General features: G+C 71.9%; 16 protein-coding genes. 9 read left to right on the forward strand and 7 right to left on the reverse strand.

Annotation, left to right across the window (positions count from 1 at the left end):
• The first annotated feature begins 81 nt into the window (after positions 1-81).
• Both D3218_RS03540 and D3218_RS03545 read left to right on the forward strand, forming a co-directional pair.
• A complete protein-coding gene (locus D3218_RS03540; RefSeq protein WP_119538537.1) occupies positions 82-1,212 on the forward strand; it encodes a DNA recombination protein RmuC in 1,131 nt (376 codons plus the stop codon).
• Between the two features lie 178 nt (positions 1,213-1,390).
• The gene (locus D3218_RS03545) at positions 1,391-2,884 is read left to right on the forward strand and encodes a serine protease (RefSeq protein WP_245414909.1); all 1,494 of its coding nucleotides are present in this window, start codon (positions 1,391-1,393) and stop codon (positions 2,882-2,884) included.
• A 139-nt stretch (positions 2,885-3,023) separates the two neighbouring features.
• Here the strand turns inward: D3218_RS03545 and D3218_RS03550 are convergent, their stop codons facing one another.
• Positions 3,024-3,392 (reverse strand): PRC-barrel domain-containing protein, encoded by a 369-nt coding sequence (locus tag D3218_RS03550; protein WP_119538538.1) that lies wholly within the window; start codon positions 3,390-3,392, stop codon positions 3,024-3,026.
• A gap of 189 nt (positions 3,393-3,581) precedes the next feature.
• Between D3218_RS03550 and D3218_RS03555 the strand changes: the two genes are divergently transcribed.
• A complete protein-coding gene (locus D3218_RS03555; protein ID WP_119538539.1) occupies positions 3,582-5,606 on the forward strand; it encodes a PhoX family protein in 2,025 nt (674 codons plus the stop codon).
• Positions 5,607-5,676: 70 nt separating this feature from the next.
• Here D3218_RS03555 and D3218_RS03560 read toward each other — a convergent pair whose 3' ends face one another.
• Positions 5,677-6,609 (reverse strand): endonuclease/exonuclease/phosphatase family protein, encoded by a 933-nt coding sequence (locus D3218_RS03560; protein WP_119538540.1) that lies wholly within the window; start codon positions 6,607-6,609, stop codon positions 5,677-5,679.
• Between the two features lie 143 nt (positions 6,610-6,752).
• Here D3218_RS03560 and galE point away from each other — a divergent pair, with 143 nt between their 5' ends.
• Positions 6,753-7,742: a UDP-glucose 4-epimerase GalE gene (gene galE / locus D3218_RS03565; RefSeq protein WP_119538541.1), complete on the forward strand. Its 990-nt coding sequence runs from the start codon at positions 6,753-6,755 to the stop codon at positions 7,740-7,742.
• Positions 7,743-7,766: 24 nt separating this feature from the next.
• Here galE and D3218_RS03570 read toward each other — a convergent pair whose 3' ends face one another.
• The 4 genes from D3218_RS03570 to ffh all read right to left on the reverse strand — a co-directional run bounded on the left by D3218_RS03570 (position 7,767) and on the right by ffh (position 11,600).
• The gene (locus D3218_RS03570) at positions 7,767-8,816 is read right to left on the reverse strand and encodes a DUF6030 family protein (RefSeq protein WP_119538542.1); all 1,050 of its coding nucleotides are present in this window, start codon (positions 8,814-8,816) and stop codon (positions 7,767-7,769) included.
• Positions 8,813-9,364: a ribosome maturation factor RimM gene (gene rimM, locus D3218_RS03575; RefSeq protein WP_168990404.1), complete on the reverse strand. Its 552-nt coding sequence runs from the start codon at positions 9,362-9,364 to the stop codon at positions 8,813-8,815. The genes D3218_RS03570 and rimM overlap by 4 nt, the downstream gene beginning before the upstream one ends.
• A gap of 178 nt (positions 9,365-9,542) precedes the next feature.
• On the reverse strand, positions 9,543-9,941 hold the full coding sequence (rpsP, locus tag D3218_RS03580) for a 30S ribosomal protein S16 (RefSeq protein WP_119538543.1): 399 nt from the start codon (positions 9,939-9,941) through the stop codon (positions 9,543-9,545).
• Positions 9,942-10,040: 99 nt separating this feature from the next.
• Positions 10,041-11,600, reverse strand: coding sequence for a signal recognition particle protein (gene ffh, locus D3218_RS03585; RefSeq protein WP_119538544.1), 1,560 nt, complete (start codon positions 11,598-11,600; stop codon positions 10,041-10,043).
• A 372-nt stretch (positions 11,601-11,972) separates the two neighbouring features.
• Between ffh and D3218_RS03590 the strand changes: the two genes are divergently transcribed.
• The 5 genes from D3218_RS03590 to pyrC all read left to right on the forward strand — a co-directional run bounded on the left by D3218_RS03590 (position 11,973) and on the right by pyrC (position 18,972).
• On the forward strand, positions 11,973-12,242 hold the full coding sequence (locus D3218_RS03590) for a hypothetical protein (protein ID WP_119538545.1): 270 nt from the start codon (positions 11,973-11,975) through the stop codon (positions 12,240-12,242).
• A gap of 127 nt (positions 12,243-12,369) precedes the next feature.
• Complete coding sequence (locus D3218_RS03595) at positions 12,370-12,987, forward strand: TetR/AcrR family transcriptional regulator (RefSeq protein ID WP_119538546.1); 618 nt, start codon at positions 12,370-12,372, stop codon at positions 12,985-12,987.
• Between the two features lie 73 nt (positions 12,988-13,060).
• Positions 13,061-14,239, forward strand: coding sequence for an efflux RND transporter periplasmic adaptor subunit (locus D3218_RS03600; protein ID WP_119538547.1), 1,179 nt, complete (start codon positions 13,061-13,063; stop codon positions 14,237-14,239).
• The gene (locus D3218_RS03605) at positions 14,236-17,781 is read left to right on the forward strand and encodes an efflux RND transporter permease subunit (protein WP_245414910.1); all 3,546 of its coding nucleotides are present in this window, start codon (positions 14,236-14,238) and stop codon (positions 17,779-17,781) included. The genes D3218_RS03600 and D3218_RS03605 overlap by 4 nt, the downstream gene beginning before the upstream one ends.
• A gap of 102 nt (positions 17,782-17,883) precedes the next feature.
• On the forward strand, positions 17,884-18,972 hold the full coding sequence (pyrC, locus tag D3218_RS03610; RefSeq protein ID WP_119538548.1) for a dihydroorotase: 1,089 nt from the start codon (positions 17,884-17,886) through the stop codon (positions 18,970-18,972).
• A 118-nt stretch (positions 18,973-19,090) separates the two neighbouring features.
• On the opposite strand, the gene D3218_RS03615 is transcribed toward pyrC, so the two are convergent.
• Positions 19,091-20,482: an ammonium transporter gene (locus D3218_RS03615; RefSeq protein WP_119538549.1), complete on the reverse strand. Its 1,392-nt coding sequence runs from the start codon at positions 20,480-20,482 to the stop codon at positions 19,091-19,093.
• Positions 20,483-20,490 lie beyond the last annotated feature (8 nt).

The raw sequence follows: 20,490 nt of genomic DNA on the forward strand, positions 1-20,490 counted from the left end.
AGAGCGCGAGGCGGTCAACCGGCCGCAAATGTTCCCGTTTTGATCTGGCCGGCCCCGCCGGAATCGGTTAGCGTCCGGCGCATGGACTTCTCCGCCCTCGCCGCTTTCCTGGATCGCCCGCTGGCCGCCCCTTTCGGCATCGCCGTGAGCTGGGGCGAGGCGCTGCTGGCGCTCCTCGCGCTCCTCGCCCTGGCGCGTCTCGTCCGGCGCCACGCGGGCGGCGCGGCGGGGGACGCGGACCGGCTGGAGATGCGGCAGGCCCAGGCCGAGCTCGCCGGGCGGCTCCAGTCCATGGGCGAGATGCTCGGCGCGCGCCAGGCCGAGCTTTCGCGCACCGTCTCGGAACGGCTGGACGGGATGGGCCTGCGCGTCGGCCAGTCGGTGAGCGAGGCGCAGCTTCGCACCGGCGAGAGCCTGTCGCGCCTGGCCGAGCGGCTGGCGGTGATCGACCGCGCGCAGGGCCAGATCCAGGGCCTCGCGGGCGAGGTCGTGCGCCTGCAGGACATCCTGGCCAACAAGCAGGCGCGCGGCGCCTTCGGCCAGGCCCGCATGGAGGCGATCGTGATGGACGCCCTGCCGCCGGGCGCCTACTCGTTCCAGGCGACGCTCTCCAACGGCAAGCGGCCGGACTGCCTGATCCCGATGCCCAACGGCGCCCCGGCGCTGGTGGTGGACGCCAAGTTCCCGCTGGAGGCCTGGACGGCCTTCCGCGAGGCGCCGAGCGACGAGGCGCGCGACGTGGCCGCCGGGCGCCTGCGCCGCGACATGGAGGTGCACGTGCGCGCCGTGGCCGAGAAGTATCTCCTGCCCGGCGAGACGCAGGACACGGCCTTCATCTTCGTGCCCTCCGAATCGGTCTTCGCCGAGATCAACGAGCACTTCGGGGATATCGTCCAGCGCGCCCACCGCGCCCGGGTGGTGATCGTCTCGCCCTCGCTGCTGATGCTGTCGATCGAGGTGGTCAAGGCGCTGCTGAAGGACCAGCGGATGCGCCGCGAGGCCGGGCTGATCCAGCGCGAGGTGGTGCTCCTGTCGGAGGACCTGCAGCGGCTGGAGGCGCGGGTGTCCGCGCTGAAGACGCATTTCGGCCAGACCGGGCGCGACGTGGACCAGATCCTGATCTCGACCGAGAAGCTGATCCGCCGAGGCGAGCGGATCACGAGCGCCGAGCTCGGGACCCCGGACGAAGCCGCGCCCCAGCCGCTCCGCTGAGGCGGCGGGCGAAGAAACATCGTCCCGAAACAATCGAGACGAATCGCCCGGTTTTCCACACGTACGCGAAACCACGCGGAAAAATGGACGGGCTAAAGCTTGACAAATCTTTAATCGATGGGATCGAAACGGCACCCGCTGCGTTCCTCCCAGGACTGAACGAACGGGGGCAACAACCATGCGCGGCGTGACGACGGCGGTTCTCGCAGGCCTGCTTCTCTGTGCCGCCCCGGTGGCCATGCCGGCGCCCGCCTTTGCGGCCCGCACCGCCGAGCAGGATCTAGCGGCCCTCTACAACCAGAACACCGACGCGGCCTTCCGCACCGGCCTGCAGCACCGCCTGACCTGGACCGGCGACTACGCCGGACCGTTCGACGGTCGCATCGGGCCGCAGACGCTGCGCGCGGTGCGCGACTTCCAGGCGCGGCACGGGCTGCGCGCCGATGGCGTGATGGACGACGCCTTCCTGAAGCGGGTGATCGAGATCAGCGACGCGGCGCGCGAGGCGGTCGGCTTTGTGCAGGTCACCGACGAGGCGACGGGCGTGCACCTCGGCCTGCCGGGCGCCCTGGTCGCGCCGATGGGCGAGACCGAGGTCGGCAGCCTGTGGCGCTCGGACGACGGCGGAATCGAGATCGAGACCGTGCGCTTCTCCAAGGAGGGCTACACGCTAGACGGCGTGTTCGGCGTGCTCTCGCAGGCCGGGCCGGACAAGACCGTGTCGCTCGCCGAGGAGGCCAACGGCGGGTTCACCATCCGTGGCCACGAGGACGGTCGCGACTTCCTGATCCGCTTCTCCGGGCGCGGCACCGACCTGCGCGGCTTCTCGGTCGCCTGGAGCCCCGCCCATGCGGACCTGATCGCGCCCTATGCGCAGGTCGCCGCGCAGACCGTGGAGCCCTTCGCCGGCGAGCCGCGCTCGAACGACGCCGGGCCGATGGCGCGCCTGTTCCAGAGCGGGCGGGCCGAGGGCGTCGCCTTCGGCGAGGGCGAGCGCGTCGCCGCCGCGCCCAAGGACGCGCCGTCGCTGGCAAGCCCGGCGCCCGGCTTCGATTCGTCGGGCACCGGCTTCGTGGTGTCGCGGGACGGCTGGCTCCTGACCAACGCCCACGTCGCCAAGGCCTGCAAGACCGTGCTGGTGGGCGACCTCGGCGCCGCGTCCCAGGTTGTGGTCGACGAGGACCACGATCTCGCCCTCCTGAAGCTCGACGGCAAGGTCGGCAAGCCCCTGCCGATCGTCGCTGGCAAGCCGCGCCTCGGCGAGGACATCCTGGCGCTCGGCTTCCCGCTGCGCTCGATCCTCGCCGACAGCCTGAACGTGACCCGCGGCAACGTCTCGTCGCTGATGGGCCTGATGAACGACGCCAACTACCTCCAGATCTCGGCGCCGGTGCAGCCCGGCAATTCGGGCGGCCCGCTGGTGGACCTGGCCGGTCGCGTCGTCGGCGTTGTGACCGCCAAGCTCAACGCCGTCGCGGTGGCGGACCTGACGGGCGACATCCCGCAGTCGATCAACTTCGCGATCCGCCCGGACGCGGCCGCGCGGTTCCTCGAGGAGCATCACGTCGCCTTCGATACCGCCGACGCCTCGCTGCCGCTGGAAAGCGTGCCCGACGCGACGGCCAAGGTGCAGGACTCGATCTACCCGGTGCTCTGCCTCGGCGCGAACTGAGACGGGCTGCCCACGAGCGGAAGATACAGCATGGGCGGGGCCGACAGGCCCCGCCCATGTTTTCGTCGCGCGTCGGGCGAAGTCTTGCGAAGCGCGGCAGCGGCATCGTCCTCCGACACCACCGCCGCGCCCCGCCCGTTCAATTGCTGGTGAGCGCCTCCGCGAGCGGCGTCACAATCACCTGCGTGCCGTCGAAGCTCGCGCCCTGCATCGGCACCTCGACCGTGCCGCCCCCGTCGCGCTCCACGATCAGGAGGCCCGCGTCGGCCGTGTCGCTGGCGACCCGAACGTCGCGCAACGTGCCCAGGGGCTTGCGGTCGGAACTCACCACCGGCTGCCCGACCCAACCCGAGGCCTCCTGGTCGCCGACGCCCGAGTCCTGGCTCTCGGTCTCGGTGGTGACGGACGGGACGGCCGGCTGGGGTGCGTCGGGCGCCTGCGCGAAGGCGGGCGTCGTGGCGGCCAGCACGAGGGCGGCGAGCGCGGCGGAACGGAGGGGTGGCGTCATCGGCGTGGTTCTCCTGTGGCGGGTCCGGCGTGCTGCCAGCCCGGGACGGAGGGGACGCGCGCGGGGCCGTCACAGTTCCCCGATCGGCGCCGGCGCGACGCCGCCGCGGACCCGCGCCGTGTCATGCCGCTGTGATCTTCACCGCTTAGGGCAGCCTGGAACCGTTCCAAGGGAAAAGGACGCCGTCCGATGAACGAGCACGTCACGCCGCGCCAGGCCGCGTTTCCGACCAGCCGCCTCGAGGAGGCCGAGGGCGAGGGGCTGAACCCGACCGCCAACCGCACGATGGGCGAGATCATCGCCGCGCGCTTCTCGCGCCGCGACTTCCTGCGCGGCTCGCTCGCCGCCACCGCGATCGCCGCGACGGTGAGCCCGATCGCCCTGATCTCGGCCGACCACGCCCGCGCCGCCACCACGACCCGATTCGACTTTCCCGAGGTCGAGGCCGGCATCGACGAGCGCCATCATGTCGCCGAGGGCTACGACGCGGACGTGCTCCTGCGCTGGGGCGACGCGCTGTTTCCCGACAGCCCGGACTTCGAGCCGACCCGCCAGACGCCGCAGGCCCAGGAGCGTCAGTTCGGCTACAACAACGACTATGTCGGCTTCATCCCGATCGAGGGCTCGTCCGAGCACGGCTACCTCGTGGTGAACCACGAGTACACCAACGAGCACCTGATGTTCCCGGGCATCGTCAAGGTGGTCGAGAAGGCCGACAAGAAGGACCCCGCCAAGATGGTGGAGGAGCTCGAGATCGCGCCGGCCGACCGCACGCGCGTCGACATCGAGATGGCCGCCCACGGCGGCACGGTGGTCGAGATCCGCAAGGCGGACGGAAAGTGGCAGGTGGTGCGCGACGGCGCGAAGAACCGCCGCATCACCGCCACCACCGAGATGGCCCTGTCCGGCCCGGCCGCCGGCCACGACCGCCTGAAGACCAATGCCGACGCCACCGGCACCAAGGTCTTCGGCACCATCAACAACTGCGCCGGCGGCGTCACGCCCTGGGGCACCTACATCATGGCCGAGGAGAACATCCACGGCTACTTCATGGGCGAGCTGCCGGCGGACCACCCGGAGGCGGGCAACTACAAGCGCCTCGGCATTCCCGAGGGGACCTATGCCTGGGGCCGGTTCCACGATCGCTTCGACCTCGCCAAGGAGCCGAACGAGGCGAACCGCTTCGGCTGGGTGGTCGAGGTGGACGTCGAGGACCCGACCTCGACGCCCAAGAAGCGCACCGCGCTCGGCCGCTTCAAACACGAGGGCGCCGCCTCGACCGTGGCCAGGGACGGCCGCGTCGTCTTCTATCTCGGCGACGACGAGCGCTTCGACTACGTCTACAAGTTCGTGACCGCCGGCCGCTTCGACCCCGCCGACCGCGCCGCGAACATGGACCTCCTGGACGAGGGCACGCTCTATGTCGCCCGCTTCGACGAGGACGGGACGATGGCGTGGCTGCCGCTGGTGCACGGGCAGGGTCCGCTGACCGAGGCCAACGGCTTCCGCAGCCAGGCCGACGTCCTGATCGAGACGCGCCGCGCCGCCGACCTCCTTGAAGCCACGCCGATGGACCGGCCGGAGGACATCGAGCCCAACGACACCAACGGCCGCGTCTACGTGATGCTGACCAACAACACCCGGCGCAAGCCGGACCAGGTGGACGCCGCCAATCCCCGCGCCGCCAACGCCTTCGGCCACATCATCGAGATCCACGAGGACGGCGACGACTTCGCCGCCGCCAAGGGTCGCTGGGAGGTGCTCCTGAAGTGCGGCGACCCGGCCGTGGCCGAGGTCGGCGCGACCTTCTCGACCGAGACCACGCGCAACGGCTGGTTCGGCATGCCGGACAACTGCGCGGTGGACGCGGACGGGCGCCTCTGGGTCTCGACCGACGGCAACTCGCCGAAGGCCACGGGGCGCACCGACGGCCTCTGGGCGGTGGAGACCGAGGGCGAGGGCCGCGGCACGTCGAAGCTCTTCTTCCGCGTCCCCGTGGGCGCCGAGATGTGCGGCCCCCTGCTCCTGCCCGACATGCAGACGGCCTTCGTGGCGGTCCAGCATCCGGGCGACGGCGGCGAGGATTGGGACGGCTTCGGCCGCCTGTCCTTCTACGAGGACCTGTCGACCCGCTGGCCGGACTTCCGCGACGACATGCCGACGCGCCCCTCCGTGGTGGCGATCACCCGCCAGGGCGGCGGGCGCATCGGCTGACCGCCCGCGCCGCCCCGCACCGTCGGGGCGGCGGCTTCCGGGCGGCCGGCGACGGTCGCCCGCGCGGGCGTCACGGGATCCGCAGCCGCGCGACGAGGCCGCGATGGTTGGAGCCGAACGCGCTCGGCAGCGGCTCCAGCGAAAGCACGGTGGCGCCCCGCGTCAGCACGTGGTCGATCGGCAGGCCGAAGCCGCCGGCGGCCGCCGGCCAGGTCGGCACGTAGAAGCCGGAGAAGCGCATGTCCGCGCGCTTCGCCAGCCAGCGCAGGTCGGGCGACCATTGCGTGGCGTTGAAGTCGCCCACCAGGATCAGCGGCCCGTCGATCGCACGCAGCCGGTTGGCCAGCACCAGCCGCTCGATCGCCGGCAGCTCGTCGAAATAGGGCTTGGTGAGGTGGGCGCCGACGAGGGTCACGCGCCATCCGTCAAGGTCGAAGGCGAACTGGGCGAAGCGTTTGGCCGGCACCGCGCCCAGCCAGGTCTGTCGCGCCTGCACCGGCGGCCGGCGCGACAGGAGGAGCGTGTCGCAGGGTTCGGGCGGCGTGCAGCCGAGCCGGTAGGGGTAGGCCTGCGCCAGCCGGGGCAGCTCGGCCTGGAACTGCTGCGCCTCCAGGATCAGGATCGCGTCGGCGCCCGAGGCGAGGAGGGCCGGAATGGCCGAAACGCCCTCGCGATTGCTGTAGAGCGCGTTGAAGCTGATCAGCGTGAAGGGAACGCCCGCGTCCGGCGCCGCCGTCGCCTCGGCCGACACGTCGGCGAAGCGCCACCCGGTCAGCCCGAGGATGCCGAGCGCGAGAAGCGCCACGCCGGCCGCCCGCCGGCGACGCCGCAGGGCGGCAAGACCCAGCGCGAGCGGCAGGAGGGCGAGGCCGAGAAGCGGCAGGAGCTGGCCGATCATCGACACGAGCGGCACGCGCGGCAGGGCGAGGCCCAGCACCGCGAGCGCCGCGATCCCGGCGGCCGCCGCCGTCGCGGCGCCGGCCCATTCATCGCTTCGACGCATGCGGGTTCTCGATCCTCCGGCGGCTGGCGACAGGGCTGCCGCCCGAGGCGACGAGGCGTTTTCGCACTTGCGAAACATCCTGCGCAAGATAGCATCCGCCGCGATCGGAACCGGGGCGGCCCGGAGTGTCGAAGGATACGTGCATGACGGTACTCGTCACCGGCGGCGCCGGCTATATCGGCAGCCACATGGTCTGGGACCTCGTCGACGCGGGCGAAAGCGTGGTGGTGCTCGACCGCCTGTCCACCGGCTTCGAATGGGCGGTGGCGCCGGAGGCCGAGCTCGTGGTCGGCGACATCGCCGACACGGCGCTGGTGTCGCGGCTGATCGCCGAGAAGGGCATCCGCGAGATCATCCATTTCGCCGGCTCGATCGTCGTGCCGGAATCGGTGGCGGACCCGCTCGGCTACTACCTGAACAACACGGTGGCCTCGCGCGCGCTCCTCGAAGCGGCCGTGGCGGGCGGGGTGAAGCACTTCATCTTCTCGTCCACCGCCGCCGTCTACGGCTCGCCCAAGGCGATGCCGGTGCCCGAGACGCAGGCCCCGGCGCCCGAATCGCCCTACGGCACCTCCAAGTGGATGACCGAGCTGATGCTGCGCGACGCGGCCGCGGCGCATCCCTTCACCTTCGCCGCGCTGCGCTACTTCAACGTGGCGGGCGCCGACCCCAGGGGCCGGGCCGGCCAGTCCACGCGCGGGGCGACGCATCTCATCAAGGTCGCCAGCGAGACGGCGCTCGGGAAGCGGCCGTTCCTCGAGGTCTTCGGCGACGACTACGACACGCCGGACGGGACCTGCGTGCGCGACTACATCCACGTCTCGGATCTCGCCGCCGCCCACCGCCGCGCGCTCGACTACCTGCGCGCAGGCGGCGATTCGCTCGTCGCCAATTGCGGCTACGGCCACGGCTATTCGGTGCTGGAGGTGCTCGACACGGTGCGCCGGGTGGTGGGACGCGACTTCGACGTGCGCATGGCCGGCCGCCGGCCGGGCGATGCCAGCGCCATCGTGGCCGACGCCTCGCTCGCCCGGCAGGCCTTCGGCTGGGAGCCGCGCTACGACGACCTGCCGCTGATCGTGCGGCACGCGCTGGATTGGGAAGAGGCGCTGGGTCGGCGCAACGCGCGCTAGCGCCGGCCGGCTCGCGGGGGGCCGTCAGGGTGTCCTGGCCGGCGCCGCCTCCCCTCTCCCGTTCGCCGCGGCGAGCGCGGCCAGCGACAGCCGTCGCAACGCGGCCTCGTTGGGCGCGGACGGGGCGGGAAACAGCAGGACGAGGTTCCACCGCTCCACGTCGCCATGCTCGCGCATCAGCCGGACGCGTGTCCCGCCGAGCTCGGCCTCGAACGGCTGGAGCGCCGCGATGCGCCGCGCCAGGTCCACGCCGCCGCCCCAGCGCCAGCGCCGGAACAGACCCGCCACCAGATCGCCGGCGTCGCGGGCTGCCTCCAGGCGCCGCGCGTCCGCGCCGAGGTTGAGCTTGATGCGGATCTCCATCAGGGTCTCGCGCCCGCGCAGCACCGCGAACCCATCCGCGCTCCCCCTGTCGCCATAGGCGCGCTCCGCCAGGCATTCCTCACGGTCGCCGAGCGGGCTCGCGCCCCAGTCCCCGGCGGACCACCCCGCCGCGGCGAAGGCCTGGCAGACGGCGGCGGGCGCCTCCGGCACGGGACGCGCCAGGCGAAACGCCTGCCCGCGCAGGTTGAGGTCGCGCAGCGTCTCGAAGCCTTCGATTCGGAGGGGCGCGGGGGGCGGATCGGGCGCTGGCGGCACCGGCGAGCTTTCCACGACCCGAGGCGCGCGCACCGTGGCCGGCGGCGCCGCGCCATCCGGCCGAACGGACAACAGGCCGACGTAGAGGGCGCCGCCCCCCAGCAGCACCAGGGCCACGACGCGCAGGGCGCCCGACAGGGCGCCGCCGTCCGCCGCAGGCGGAGCGGCCGTCCGCTCCGGTTCGCGCTGGCCGTCCGGCGCGTCCCAGCGAGAGCGCGCGGCGTTCGGCACCGCGCCGTGCATGGCGGGCGTCGTCCCCGGCATCCCGGACGGGGAGGCGACAGCGTCCGCAGCCGGTTCGCCGCGGTCGACAACGCCCTCGACCGGTTCATCGCCCACCGGCACGGCGCGCGCCGCGTCGTCCCCGTGCGGCACGGCGCCTCGCGCGGCGTCGACCGGTCCTTCGGGGGAAGCGCGCGGGCGTCGGAAGATCATGGCTCGCGCGGCGCATCCTCGTCGGCCGCCACGAGACCGGCGGCGGTCGGTTCGACCAGCAGGAAGCCGAGTTCCAGGTCGACCTCCGGCACGGCGGCCTCGGTGAAGGGGATCATGACGCTGGCGCCCCCCTCCGGCGCGATCTCCAGGATGTCGCCGGCGCCGAAGTCGTGGAACGCCACGACCTCGCCGATCACGGTCCCGTCCACCAGCCGCGCGACCAGGCCCACGAGGTCGGCCTGGTAGAATTCGTCCTCGCCCTCGTCGGGCAGGGCCGCGCGGTCCACGAAGAGCTCGGTGCCGTTGAGGAGTTCGGCGGCGTTGCGGTCGGCGACCTCGCGGAAACGCACCACCACGACGGTCTTCTGCACGCGCGCCGACGCCACGGTGTAGCGGCGGCCGGCCGCGTCGGAGAGCGGGCCGTAGGCCCCGACATCCTCGGGGTCGGCGGTGAAGGAGCGCACCCGCACCTCACCCTTGATGCCGTGGGCGCCGCCGATCACGGCCAGGAGTACGCGGTCGCGGGTCGGCTCGGTCACGATGGGCATCCCGGAACGGAGGGGTGGAGGGAGCAAGGCTCCGATCTCGGGCGTCACTGACCCGTCGCGCCCGCCTCGTCAAGCGAAACGCGCGGGCGGTGCGACCCGGGCCCGTCGCCAGACAAAAACGGCGCCCCGAACGAATCGGGACGCCGCCACCTGTTTCACGTGAAACGTGAAGATTGCCTTACTCGGCCGAGGCCTCGGCGCCGGCCGTCTCGGCCGCCGCCTTGGCGGCCGCCTCGCGGGCGTCTTCCTCGCGCTGCTTGCGCTCGGCCTCGCGCTCCTGCGCCTTCTTGCCGGGCAGGCCCTTGGTCAGGTTCTCGCGGGCCGGACGGTTGGCGATGCCGGCCTTGTCGAGGAAGCGGAGCACGCGGTCGGTCGGCTGGGCGCCCTCGCCGAGCCAATGCTTGATCCGGTCCTCCCTGAGGGTGACGCGCTCGGCGTCCTTCGGGAGCATCGGGTTCCACGAGCCGACCGTCTCGATGAAGCGGCCGTCGCGCGGGCTGCGGGCATCGGCGATCACGACGTGGTAGTAGGGGCGCTTCTTGGAGCCGGCACGGGCGAGGCGCATCTTCAGGGGCATCGGGGTCTTCCTTCTGGTTCTCGTGAGGTCGCGGCGTCGTCCGGGAGTGTCGCGCCGTCGGGTTGCTGTGGTCGGGTGGTCGGGGCCGCCGGGCGGCCCTTATTTCTTCCGGCCGAGGCCGGGAAGTCCGGGAAAGCCGCCGCCGGGAAGTCCCGGCAGGCCGCCGCTCCCGAGGCCGGGCGGCAGGCCGCCGGGCAGGCTGCCGAGCCCGCCCTTCTGCATGGCCTTGGCCATCTCCTCGAGCTGCTTGGGGTCCATCTTCGACAGGTCCGGCATGCCGCCGCCCAGCCCAGGCGGCAGGCCCATCTTGGAGCCGAGGCCGCCCATCAGCTTGCCCATGATGCCGGCGCCCTTGCCGCCCTTGCCGCCCATCGCCTTCATCATGTCGGCCATCTGGCGGTGCATCTTGAGAAGCTTGTTGATGTCGGCCGAGTCCGTGCCCGAGCCCGCCGCGATCCGCTTCTTGCGCGAATGCTTCAGCGCGTCCGGGTTGGCGCGCTCCCACTTGGTCATGGAGGAGATGATGGCGAGCTGACGCTTCAAGAGCTTGTCGTCGAGACCGGCCGCCGAAACCTGATCCTTCATCTTGGCCATGCCGGGCATCATGCCCATCACGCCGCCCATGCCGCCGAGCTTCTGCATCTGGCGGATCTGGTCGGCGAGATCGTCGAGGTCGAACTTGCCCGACTGCATCTTCTTGGCCATCGCCGCGGCCTTTTCCGCGTCGATGTTCTCGGCCGCCTTCTCGACCAAAGAGACGATGTCGCCCATGCCGAGGATGCGGTCGGCGATGCGGCCGGGGTGGAACTCCTCCAGCGCGTCCATCTTCTCGCCGGTGCCGATCAGCTTGATCGGCTTGCCGGTGACGGCCCGCATCGAAAGGGCGGCGCCGCCGCGCCCGTCGCCGTCGACGCGGGTGAGCACCAGGCCCGAGATGCCAACGCGCTCGTCGAAGGAGCGGGCGAGGTTCACCGCATCCTGGCCGGTCAGCGAGTCGGCGACCAGGAGGATCTCGTGCGGGCGGGCGCTGGCCTTGATCTCGGCCATCTCCTGCATGAGCGGCTCGTCGATATGGGTGCGGCCGGCCGTGTCGAGGATCAGGACGTCGTAGCCGCCGAGCTTGGCGGCCTGCGAGGCGCGGGCGGCGATCTCCACCGGGCCCTGGCCGGCGATGATCGGCAGCGTCGCGACGCCGGTCTGCTCACCCAGGACGCGGAGCTGCTCCTGCGCGGCCGGGCGGCGGGTGTCGAGCGAGGCCATCAGGACGCGCTTGCGCTGGCGCTCCGTCAGCCGCTTGGCGATCTTGCCCGTGGTGGTGGTCTTGCCCGAGCCCTGGAGGCCGACCATCATGATGGTGACGGGCGCCGGCGCGTTGAGGTCGATCGCCACCTGGTCGGAGCCGAGCGTCGCCACCAGCTCGTCGTGGACGATCTTGACCACCATCTGGCCGGGCTTGATCGACTTGACGATCTGGGCGCCGACGGCCTTCTCGCGCACGCGGTCGGTGAAGGAGCGCACCACCTCCAGCGACACGTCCGCCTCCAGGAGCGCGCGGCGCACCTCGCGCAGCGCCGCCGCGACGTCGCCGTCCGACAGGGCACCGCGGCCGGTGAGGCCGTTCAGGATGGACCCGAGACGGTCCTGGAGGGATTCAAACATCGGGCGTCTTCCTTGTTCTTCCGGACCCCGGAAGAATGGGAACTCGTCGCGCCCGATCCAAGCCGCGAGCCGGCGCCAAACGGAAACGCATCCGCGGGCGACACTCGCTGGCGGATGGGGACCTCCGTGCGGCCTGCGCGGGGCAAGGGGCACGGTCGGCGGGTCGCGGACGGGATCGAACGCTGGATCGGGCGCTTGAAGCAGGCGCGGGCGCCCCTGTCAAGCACATGGCCCCGCCAAGGTCGCCGCCCAGCTTCGGAAAGGATTCCGTTAAGCACCTTTCCCAACACTCTTTTCAACATCCTCGCGTAAGGCTTCGGGTGACGACCCGCGCCGGCGATCCGGCCGGGCGGCAACGCGATCCATGGCCCGATGAACATTCTGCGCTTTCCCGACACGCCCAGGACGGAGGACCGCAAAGGCGGGCCGGCCGAGGCGGTCCGCGCGGCGGGGCCCCAGGTGGCGACGGGCCCGGCGGACGCGCGCATCCTGCGCTCGATCTCGGTGCTGAACGGACCGGTGCTCGACGCGGTGATGAGCCGGCGCCACCAGGCGCGCGACGTTCTGGCGGCGTTCCGCGCCGAGTGGGCGCCGCCCCGCGCGCGCGCGCCGCGCCCGGCCAACGACGCGACAACGCGCTAGCGCCAAGCGGCGCGAGCCCCTCCGCGGTCATCTCCAAAAAACGGCATTCAGGCGACGGGTCTCTCGACAACGCCGTCGCAGCCGGGTATGAGAACGATCGTTCGCTCTCACTGATACGGGACCGCCGATGACACCTCCTCCTCTCGCTGCGCAGGCTCAGCAGCCCGCCGACGACCGGCGCCGTCAGATCCTGTCGGCGGCCCGCGCCTGCTTTGCACGCGCAGGCTTTCACGGCGCGTCCATGGGCCAGGTCTGCGCCGAGGCGCAGATGAGCCCGGGCGCCCTGTATCGCTACTTTCCGTCCAAGGACGCGATCATCGAGGCGATCGCCGAGGAGGAGCGCGCCGGCGCCGTGGCCTGCCTGGAGCACCTGCGCGGCCCCGGCACGATCGCCGATCGGCTCGTGGCCATGGCGATGGACTATCTCGCCTCCGCACGCGACCCCGAGAGCGGCGGCCTGATGATCGAGATCTGCTCAGAATCCCTGCGAAACACCGCCGTGGGCGCCCGGTTCTGCGAGCTGGAGACCCTGGTTCGCGATCGCATGCGCGCCGCCGTGGAGGACGCGCGCGAGCGGGGCGAGGTGCCGCGCGACCTCGATCTCGACATCGCGCTCACGATGATCTTCTCCTTCGGCGACGGGCTGATGATGCGTCTCCAGTTCGAGCGTGACGTCGCGCTGGAGGCGATCGAGCCGCATCTCCGGCGCATCCTGCGCGCCCTCCTGCGCATGGACGAGGTCTGAGCCGATGGCGCCTCGCTCCGCCGCCCCCTCCCCCGCCCCCTTCCGTTCCGTCCCGACCACCCGGAGGCCGTCGATGTCCGTCCGTTCCGTCCGTCTCGCGCTCGCGCTGCTTCTGGCCGCCGCATCGCCGGTCCTGGCCAAGGAGCCCGCCGTGGCGCCGCCCTCGATCAGCGTGGTCAAGGCCGAGCGGCGCCCGATCGTCGCCACCGTGCCGGTCACCGGCACGCTGGTGCCCCGCGAGACCGTGAGCGTGGGCGCCGACGTGGAAGGCCTGCGCATCGTGGCGCTTCTCGCCGACGAGGGCGACACGGTGAAGGCCGGCCAGGTGCTGGCCCGGCTGGCGACCGACCTCGTGGACGCCGACCTCGCCCGCGCCACCGCGCAGATCGCCCGTGCCGACGCCGCGATCACGCAGGCCGGCGCGCTGGTGGAGGAAGCCCAGTCGGCCAGCACGGAGGCGACCAACGCCCTGCAGCGCACCCGCGCCCTGTCCGCCAAGGGCATCGTCGGCCAGGACGTTCTCGACCAGCGCGTCTCGGCGGCCTCCTCGGCCGCCGCGCGCCTCGCCTCCGCCCGCCAGGGCATCGCGCTCGCCGAGGCGGACCGCGCGTCGGCCGAGGCCGACCGGCGCTCGCTGGAGCTTCGCCGCTCCAAGGCCGAGATCAAGGCGCCCACCGACGGGCTGGTCCTGTCGCGCGCGGCGCGGCTCGGCGCCGTGGTGTCGGCGGCCGGCGGCACCCTGTTCGAGATCGCGCGCGACGGGCTGATCGAGCTCGACGCCGAGGTCAGCGAGACGCAGCTCGGCCATGTCCGCAAGGGCCAGGCCGCCACGGTGCGCCTGCCCGGCGGCGAGGCGGCGGTGGCGGGCGAGGTGCGCCTCGTGTCGCCGCTGGTGGACCAGGCGACGCGGCTCGGGCGGGTGCGCATCGCGCTCGCCCCCTCGCCGGCGCTGCGTTCCGGCTCCTTCGCGCGCGGCAGCGTCGAGACGGCCCGCTCGCAGGGCGTCGTGATCGCGCGCACCGCCGTCCTCACCGAGGACGGGGTCGCCACGGTCCAGGTGGTCCGCGACGGCCGCATCGAGACGCGCACCGTGAAGACCGGGCTCGTGGCCGGCGACGACGTCGAGATCACCGAGAATCTTCAGCCCGGCGAGGACGTGGTGTCGCTGGCCGGCACCTTCGTGCGCGACGGCGACGCGGTGACCCCCGTGGCGGCGGACGCGGACACCCGGACGGCGGAGGCCGCGCGATGAACTGGAACATCTCCGCCTGGGCGATCCGCAACCCGGTTCCGCCGATCCTCCTCTTCGTGGTGCTCGTGGCGCTCGGGATCGTCTCCTTCCTGACGCTGCCGATCACCCGCTTCCCCAACATCGACGTCCCCGTCGTCTCCGTCACCATCCAGGAACAGGGCTCGGCCCCGTCCGAGATGGAGACGCAGATCACCAAGCGCGTCGAGGACGCGGTGGCGGGCGTCTCGGGCATCAAGCACATCACCTCCACCATCACCGACGGCCAGTCGGTGACGGCGGCCGAGTTCCGGCTGGAGATCAACACCGACCGCGCCGTGAACGACGTGAAGGACGCCATCGCCAAGATCCGCGGCGACCTGCCGCGCACGATCGAGGAGCCGGTGATCCAGCGGGTGGAGGTCGAGAACCAGTCCATCGTCACCTATGCCGCCTCCTCGCCCGGCAAGACGCCCGAGCAGCTCTCCTGGTTCGTGGACGACACGGTGATCCGGGCGCTGCAGGGCCTTAAGGGCGTCGGGCGGGTCGACCGGATGGGCGGCGTGGAGCGCGAGATCCAGGTCCGCCTCGATCCGGACCGGCTGGCCGCGCTCGGCATCACGGCGGCCGGCGTCAACGCGCAGCTCCGCTCCACCAATGTCGACCTGTCGGGCGGGCGCGGCGAGTTCGGCGGCCAGGAACAGGCGATCCGCACCCTGTCCTCGGCCGCCACCGTCTCGGGCCTAGCCTCCACCCGCATCGCCCTCGGCGGCGGGCGGGAGGTGCGGCTCGACGAGCTCGGCACCGTCCTGGACCGCTGGGAGGAGCCGCGCTCCTTCGCCCGTCTCGACGGTGAGCCGGTGGTGGCCTTCGCGATCTACCGCGCCAAGGGGGCGAGCGACACCACGGTGGCCGAAGCCGTGGCCGGGCGCGTCGCCGAACTCGGCGCGCAGCACCCGGACGTGCGCTTCTCGCGCATCGACGACAGCGTCACCTACACCTACGGCAACTTCGAATCGGCCATGGAGACGCTCGCCGAGGGCGCGGCGCTCGCCGTGATCGTCGTGCTCCTGTTCCTGCGCGACTGGCGCGCGACGGCCGTCGCCGCCATCACCCTGCCGCTGGCCGCCATTCCCACCTTCTGGGCGATGGACCTCCTGGGCTTCTCGCTCAACCTCATCAGCCTGCTCGCCATCACGCTGGTGACCGGCATCCTGGTGGACGACGCGATCGTCGAGATCGAGAACATCGAGCGGCACATGCAGATGGGCAAGAAGCCCTATCGCGCCTCCATGGAAGCCGCCGACGAGATCGGCCTCGCGGTGATCGCGATCACCATGACCATCATCGCCGTGTTCGCGCCGGTCTCCTTCATGGGGGGCGTGGCGGGCCAGTACTTCAAGCAGTTCGGCCTGACGGTCGCCGTGGCGGTGTTCTTCTCGCTGCTGGTCGCACGCCTCATAACGCCGATGCTGGCGGCCTACTTCTTCCGTAGCCCCCGCTACGAGGGGCCGGGCTTCGGGCGCCTCCTGAAGCGATACCTGCTGCGCCTCCTGCCGCTGGCCGGGCTCGCCATCGGCGCGGTGTTCGGCCTGGCCGCCCTGCCGGAGGCGGCCGCCGCGGGCAACGGCATCGCCCGCGCGATCCAGCCCTACGCCGCCGCGCTGCCGCCCGTGTCCTGGGACGCGGCGGGCCGGCTCGCGGTGGAGATCCTCGCCGGCGCGCTGATCCTGTCGGCGCTCCTCGCCTACCTCAACCGCCCGCACGAAGCCGAGCGCCACGACGGGCCGCTGATGCGCGCCTATACCGGCTTCCTGGGCGCCACGGTGCGCTGGCGCTGGGGGACGCTCGCCGCCGGCATCGGGCTCTTCGCCCTGTCGATCCACGCGATCCAGTACCTGCCCACCGGCTTCATCCCCAAGGAGGACGCCTCGCGCATCGTGGTGTCGCTGGAGCTGCCGCCCGGCGCGACCCTGGAGACCACGCGGCGCATCACCGACGAGGCGGCCCGCACCGTGCGCGAGCTTCCCGAGGTGCGCTCCGTCCTGGTGATCGGCGGCGCCTCGCCGACCGGGACGCTCGAGGTGCGCCGCGCCGCGATGACCATCGCGCTGACGCGCAAGTTCGAGCGCACGCGCAGCCAGGCGGACCTCGAGCCGGTGGTCACCGAACGGCTCTCGCGGATCCCGGACCTGCGCTCCTTCTTCGTCAACGACCGGGGCGAGCGCGAACTGTCGGTCGGCATCCTCGGCCAGGACGGCAAGGCGGTGTCGGAGGCGGCCTCGAAGCTCGAGGCGGAGATGCGGCGCGACCCGATCTTCGCCAACCCGAGCGCCATGGCCTCGTTCGACCGGCCCGAGATCCGCATCCGGCCGCGCCTCGACGAGGCCTCCGACCTCGGCATCGCGCCGGACGCCATCTCGCAGACGGTGCGCGTCGCCACGATCGGCGACCTCGGCGCCAACCTCGCCAAGTTCAACGCGGGCACGCGCCAGATCCCGATCCGGGTGCAGCTCTCCGAGGCGGCGCGGCGCGACCTGTCGGCGGTCAGCTCGCTGCGCGTCAACACGGGTGCCGGCGCCTCCGTGCCGCTGGACGCGGTGGCCGACATCGGCTTCGGCCAGGGCCCGTCCACGATCGAGCGCTACGACCGCGAGCGCCTGGTCAAGGTCGGCACCTCCATGGCGCCGGGCCGCGAGATCGGCGAGGGCTCGCAGCACATCATGGCGTCGGAGGCGGTGCGCTCGATGCCGCCGGGCGTGCGGCTCCAGCAGGTCGGCGACGCCGAGATCCAGGGCGAGGTCTTCGCCGGCTTCGCCTCGGCGATGGCCGCCGGCATCATGCTGGTCCTGGTGGTGCTGATCCTGCTGTTCGGCTCGGTGTTCCTGCCGATCACCATCCTCGCCTCGCTGCCGCTCTCGGTCGGCGGCGTGGTCGGCGGCCTGCTCCTGACCCAGAACGCCATCTCCATGCCCGTGGTGATCGGCATCCTGATGCTGATGGGCATCGTCACCAAGAACTCCATCATGCTGGTGGACTTCGCGGTGGAGCAGGAGCGGCACGGCATGAGCCAGCGCGACGCGATCATCGACGCGGGCCGCAAGCGCGCCCGGCCGATCATCATGACCACGCTCGCCATGGCGGCGGGCATGGTGCCGGCAGCCATGGCCACCGGCGAGGGCGGCGAGTTCCGCGCGCCGATGGCGATCGCGGTGATCGGCGGCCTCCTGGTCTCGACGCTGCTGTCGCTGGTCTTCATCCCCTCGCTCTACACGCTGATGGACGATCTCAGCCACGTGACGGGCCGCCTGTTCCGCCGGCTGCTGAAGCCGAACGCGAGCGAGGAGGAGATGGGCGAGGAGGAGATGGGCGAGCCGAACGCGCACACGCCCGCCGACCACCAGGGTCCGCCCCTCGTGCCCGACCACGCCGCCGGCTCCGACCGGGATCCGACCTGGAAGCGCGTGACGGAGTTCGCGGGACGCTCCGGCGAGACGCGGGCCGGCGAGACACGGACCGCCGGGGACCGCCCGCCGCCGCCGCAGATGCAGCCGGCGGCCGAGTAGGGCACCGGGCCTTCTGGCAATCGACGGGCGGCGGGGCTATCCAGGGGCCCCGCCGCCCGTTCGCGTTTTGGGCGGCCAAGGAGACACCCGGAGGCCGCGCCCATGTCGACCGACACCCTCTTCTCGTCCGGCGGACCGGCCGCGGCCGTCCCCTCGCTCACCATCCGCCGGCCGGACGACTGGCACGTCCACCTGCGCGACGGGGCGATGCTGGAGGCGGTGCTGCCCTTCACCGCCCAGCAGTTCCGGCGTGCGATCGTGATGCCGAACCTCGTGCCGCCCGTGGTCACGGTGCCCATGGCGCAGGCCTATCGCGAGCGCATCCTCGCCGCCCTGCCCGCCGGCTCGGACTTCGAGCCGCTGATGACCTGCTACCTCACCGACCACACGGAGCCGGACGAGATCGAGCGCGGCTACGCGCAAGGCGTGTGGCGGGCGGCCAAGCTCTATCCGGCCGGCGCCACCACCAACTCGCATGCGGGCGTCACCGACATCGCGGCGCTCGCCCCGGTGCTGGAGCGCATGGAGCGGATCGGCATGGCGCTTCTGGTGCACGGCGAGGCGACGGATCCCGCGATCGACATCTTCGATCGCGAGGCCGCCTTCATGGAGGCCGAGATGCTGCCGCTGCTGCGGCGCCACGAGGGGCTGAAGGTCGTGGTGGAACATGCGACCACGGCCGAGACTGTGGCGCTGGTGCGCGCCCATGCGGGCCAGGCGGCCTGCACGATCACGCCGCACCACCTCGTGATCAACCGCACCTCGATCTTCCAGGGCGGGCTTCGGCCCCATCTCTACTGCCTGCCGGTCGCCAAGCGCGAGCGGCACCGGCTGGCGCTGCGCGAGGCGGCGACCTCCGGCGAGGCCTGCTTCATGCTGGGCACCGACACCGCGCCGCATCGGCGCGGCGCGAAGGAGGCCGAGTGCTGCTCGGCCGGCGTGTTCGGCGGGGCGACGGCGCTGCAGACCTATGTCCAGGTCTTCGACGAGGAGGGCGCGCTGGACCGTTTCGAGGCCTTCGCCAGCCTCAACGGCGCCCGCTTCCACGGACTGCCCGTCAACACGGGAACGGTGACGCTCCTGCGCAAGCCCGCCACCGCGCTCGCAGCCGTCTCGGTCGAGGACGAGGACGTGGTGGTGTTCCGCGGCGGCGAGCCGCTGCCCTGGTCGATCGGCGAAATCCGGCCCTGACGCGGCCCGGGACTCGGGGCTCGGGAGAGCCCCAGGACCCTGCCCGACGCTGCACGGGAAAGGGGCAGGCGGATCGCTCCGCCTGCCCCTTTCGCTTTCCGGTCCTGGTCCGATGGGATCAGGAGGAGTGGTAGGCCGCCTCGCCGTGCGAGGTGATGTCCAGGCCCTCGCGCTCGGCTTCCAGGGTCGGGCGCAGGCCGATCACGGCGTCGACGATCTTGTAGAGGATCGCCGAGACGACGCCGCAGTAGACCACGGTGATGAGCACCGCGACGACCTGCGAGTAGACCTGGGCGCCCATGGTGACGCCGTCGAGATAGCCGCCGCCGCCGAGCGCCGTGGAGGCGAAGATGCCGGTGCCGATGGCGCCGACGATGCCGCCGATGCCGTGGATGCCGAACACGTCGAGCGAGTCGTCGTAGCCGAACTTGGGCTTCACCACCGCCACGAAAAAGTAGCAGGCGGCCGAGGCGATGGCGCCCAGGAAGATGCCGCCGATCGGGCCGACGGCGCCGGCGGCCGGCGTCACGGCGACGAGGCCGGCGATGATGCCCGACACGGCGCCGAGCATGGAGGCCTTGCCGCGCAGCATGGCTTCCAGGATCACCCAGGCGACCGTCGCGCCGGCCGTGGCGGTGAAGGTGTTGATCATGGCGAGCGCCGCGCCGCCGTTGGCCTCGAGGTTGGAGCCGGCGTTGAAGCCGAACCAGCCGACCCACAGGATGGAGGCGCCGACCATGGTCAGCGTCATCGAGTGCGGCGCCATGTTGTCACGGCCGAGCCCGGTGCGCTTGCCGACCAGGAACGAGCCGACCAGCGCGGCGATGCCGGCGTTGATGTGCACCACCGTGCCGCCCGCGAAGTCGAGGGCCGCGACGCCGCCCGCATGGGCGCCGGTGAAGATCAGGCCGTTGGCGTCCCACACCATGTGGGCGACCGGGAAGTAGACGATCGTCACCCAGAGGATCGAGAACAGCACCACGGCGCCGAACTTGATGCGCTCGGCGAAGGCGCCGACGATCAGCGCCGGCGTGATGCAGGCGAAGGTCATCTGGAAGGCGATGAACACGTATTCCGGGATCACGACGCCCGACGTGAAGGTCGCGGCCATCGTGTCCTTGGTGATGCCCGCCAGGAACAGCTTGCCCGTGCCGCCCCAGAAGGCGCTTTCCGATCCGCCGAAGGCGAAGGAATAGCCGTAGGTCACGTAGATGATCATCACCACCGCGGTGATCGTCACGCACTGCATCAGCACGGAGAGCATGTTCTTGGCGCGCACCAGGCCGCCGTAGAACAGGCCGAGGCCCGGCAGGATCATGAACAGGACCAGCACCGTGGCCACCATCATCCAGGCGACGTCGCCCTTGTCCATGACGTCGGCGACGGCGGCCGCGGCATCGGCGGGCACCTGCTCGGGAGCGGGCGCCACGCCCGTGTCCTGCGCGAGGGCGGCGACCGTGGAAAGGCCGGAAAGGGCCATGGTCGCCAGGGAAGTCTTCAGAAAGCGCATGATCGTGT

This window comes from Aureimonas flava, from assembly GCF_003583935.1.
Taxonomy (GTDB): domain Bacteria; phylum Pseudomonadota; class Alphaproteobacteria; order Rhizobiales; family Rhizobiaceae; genus Aureimonas; species Aureimonas flava.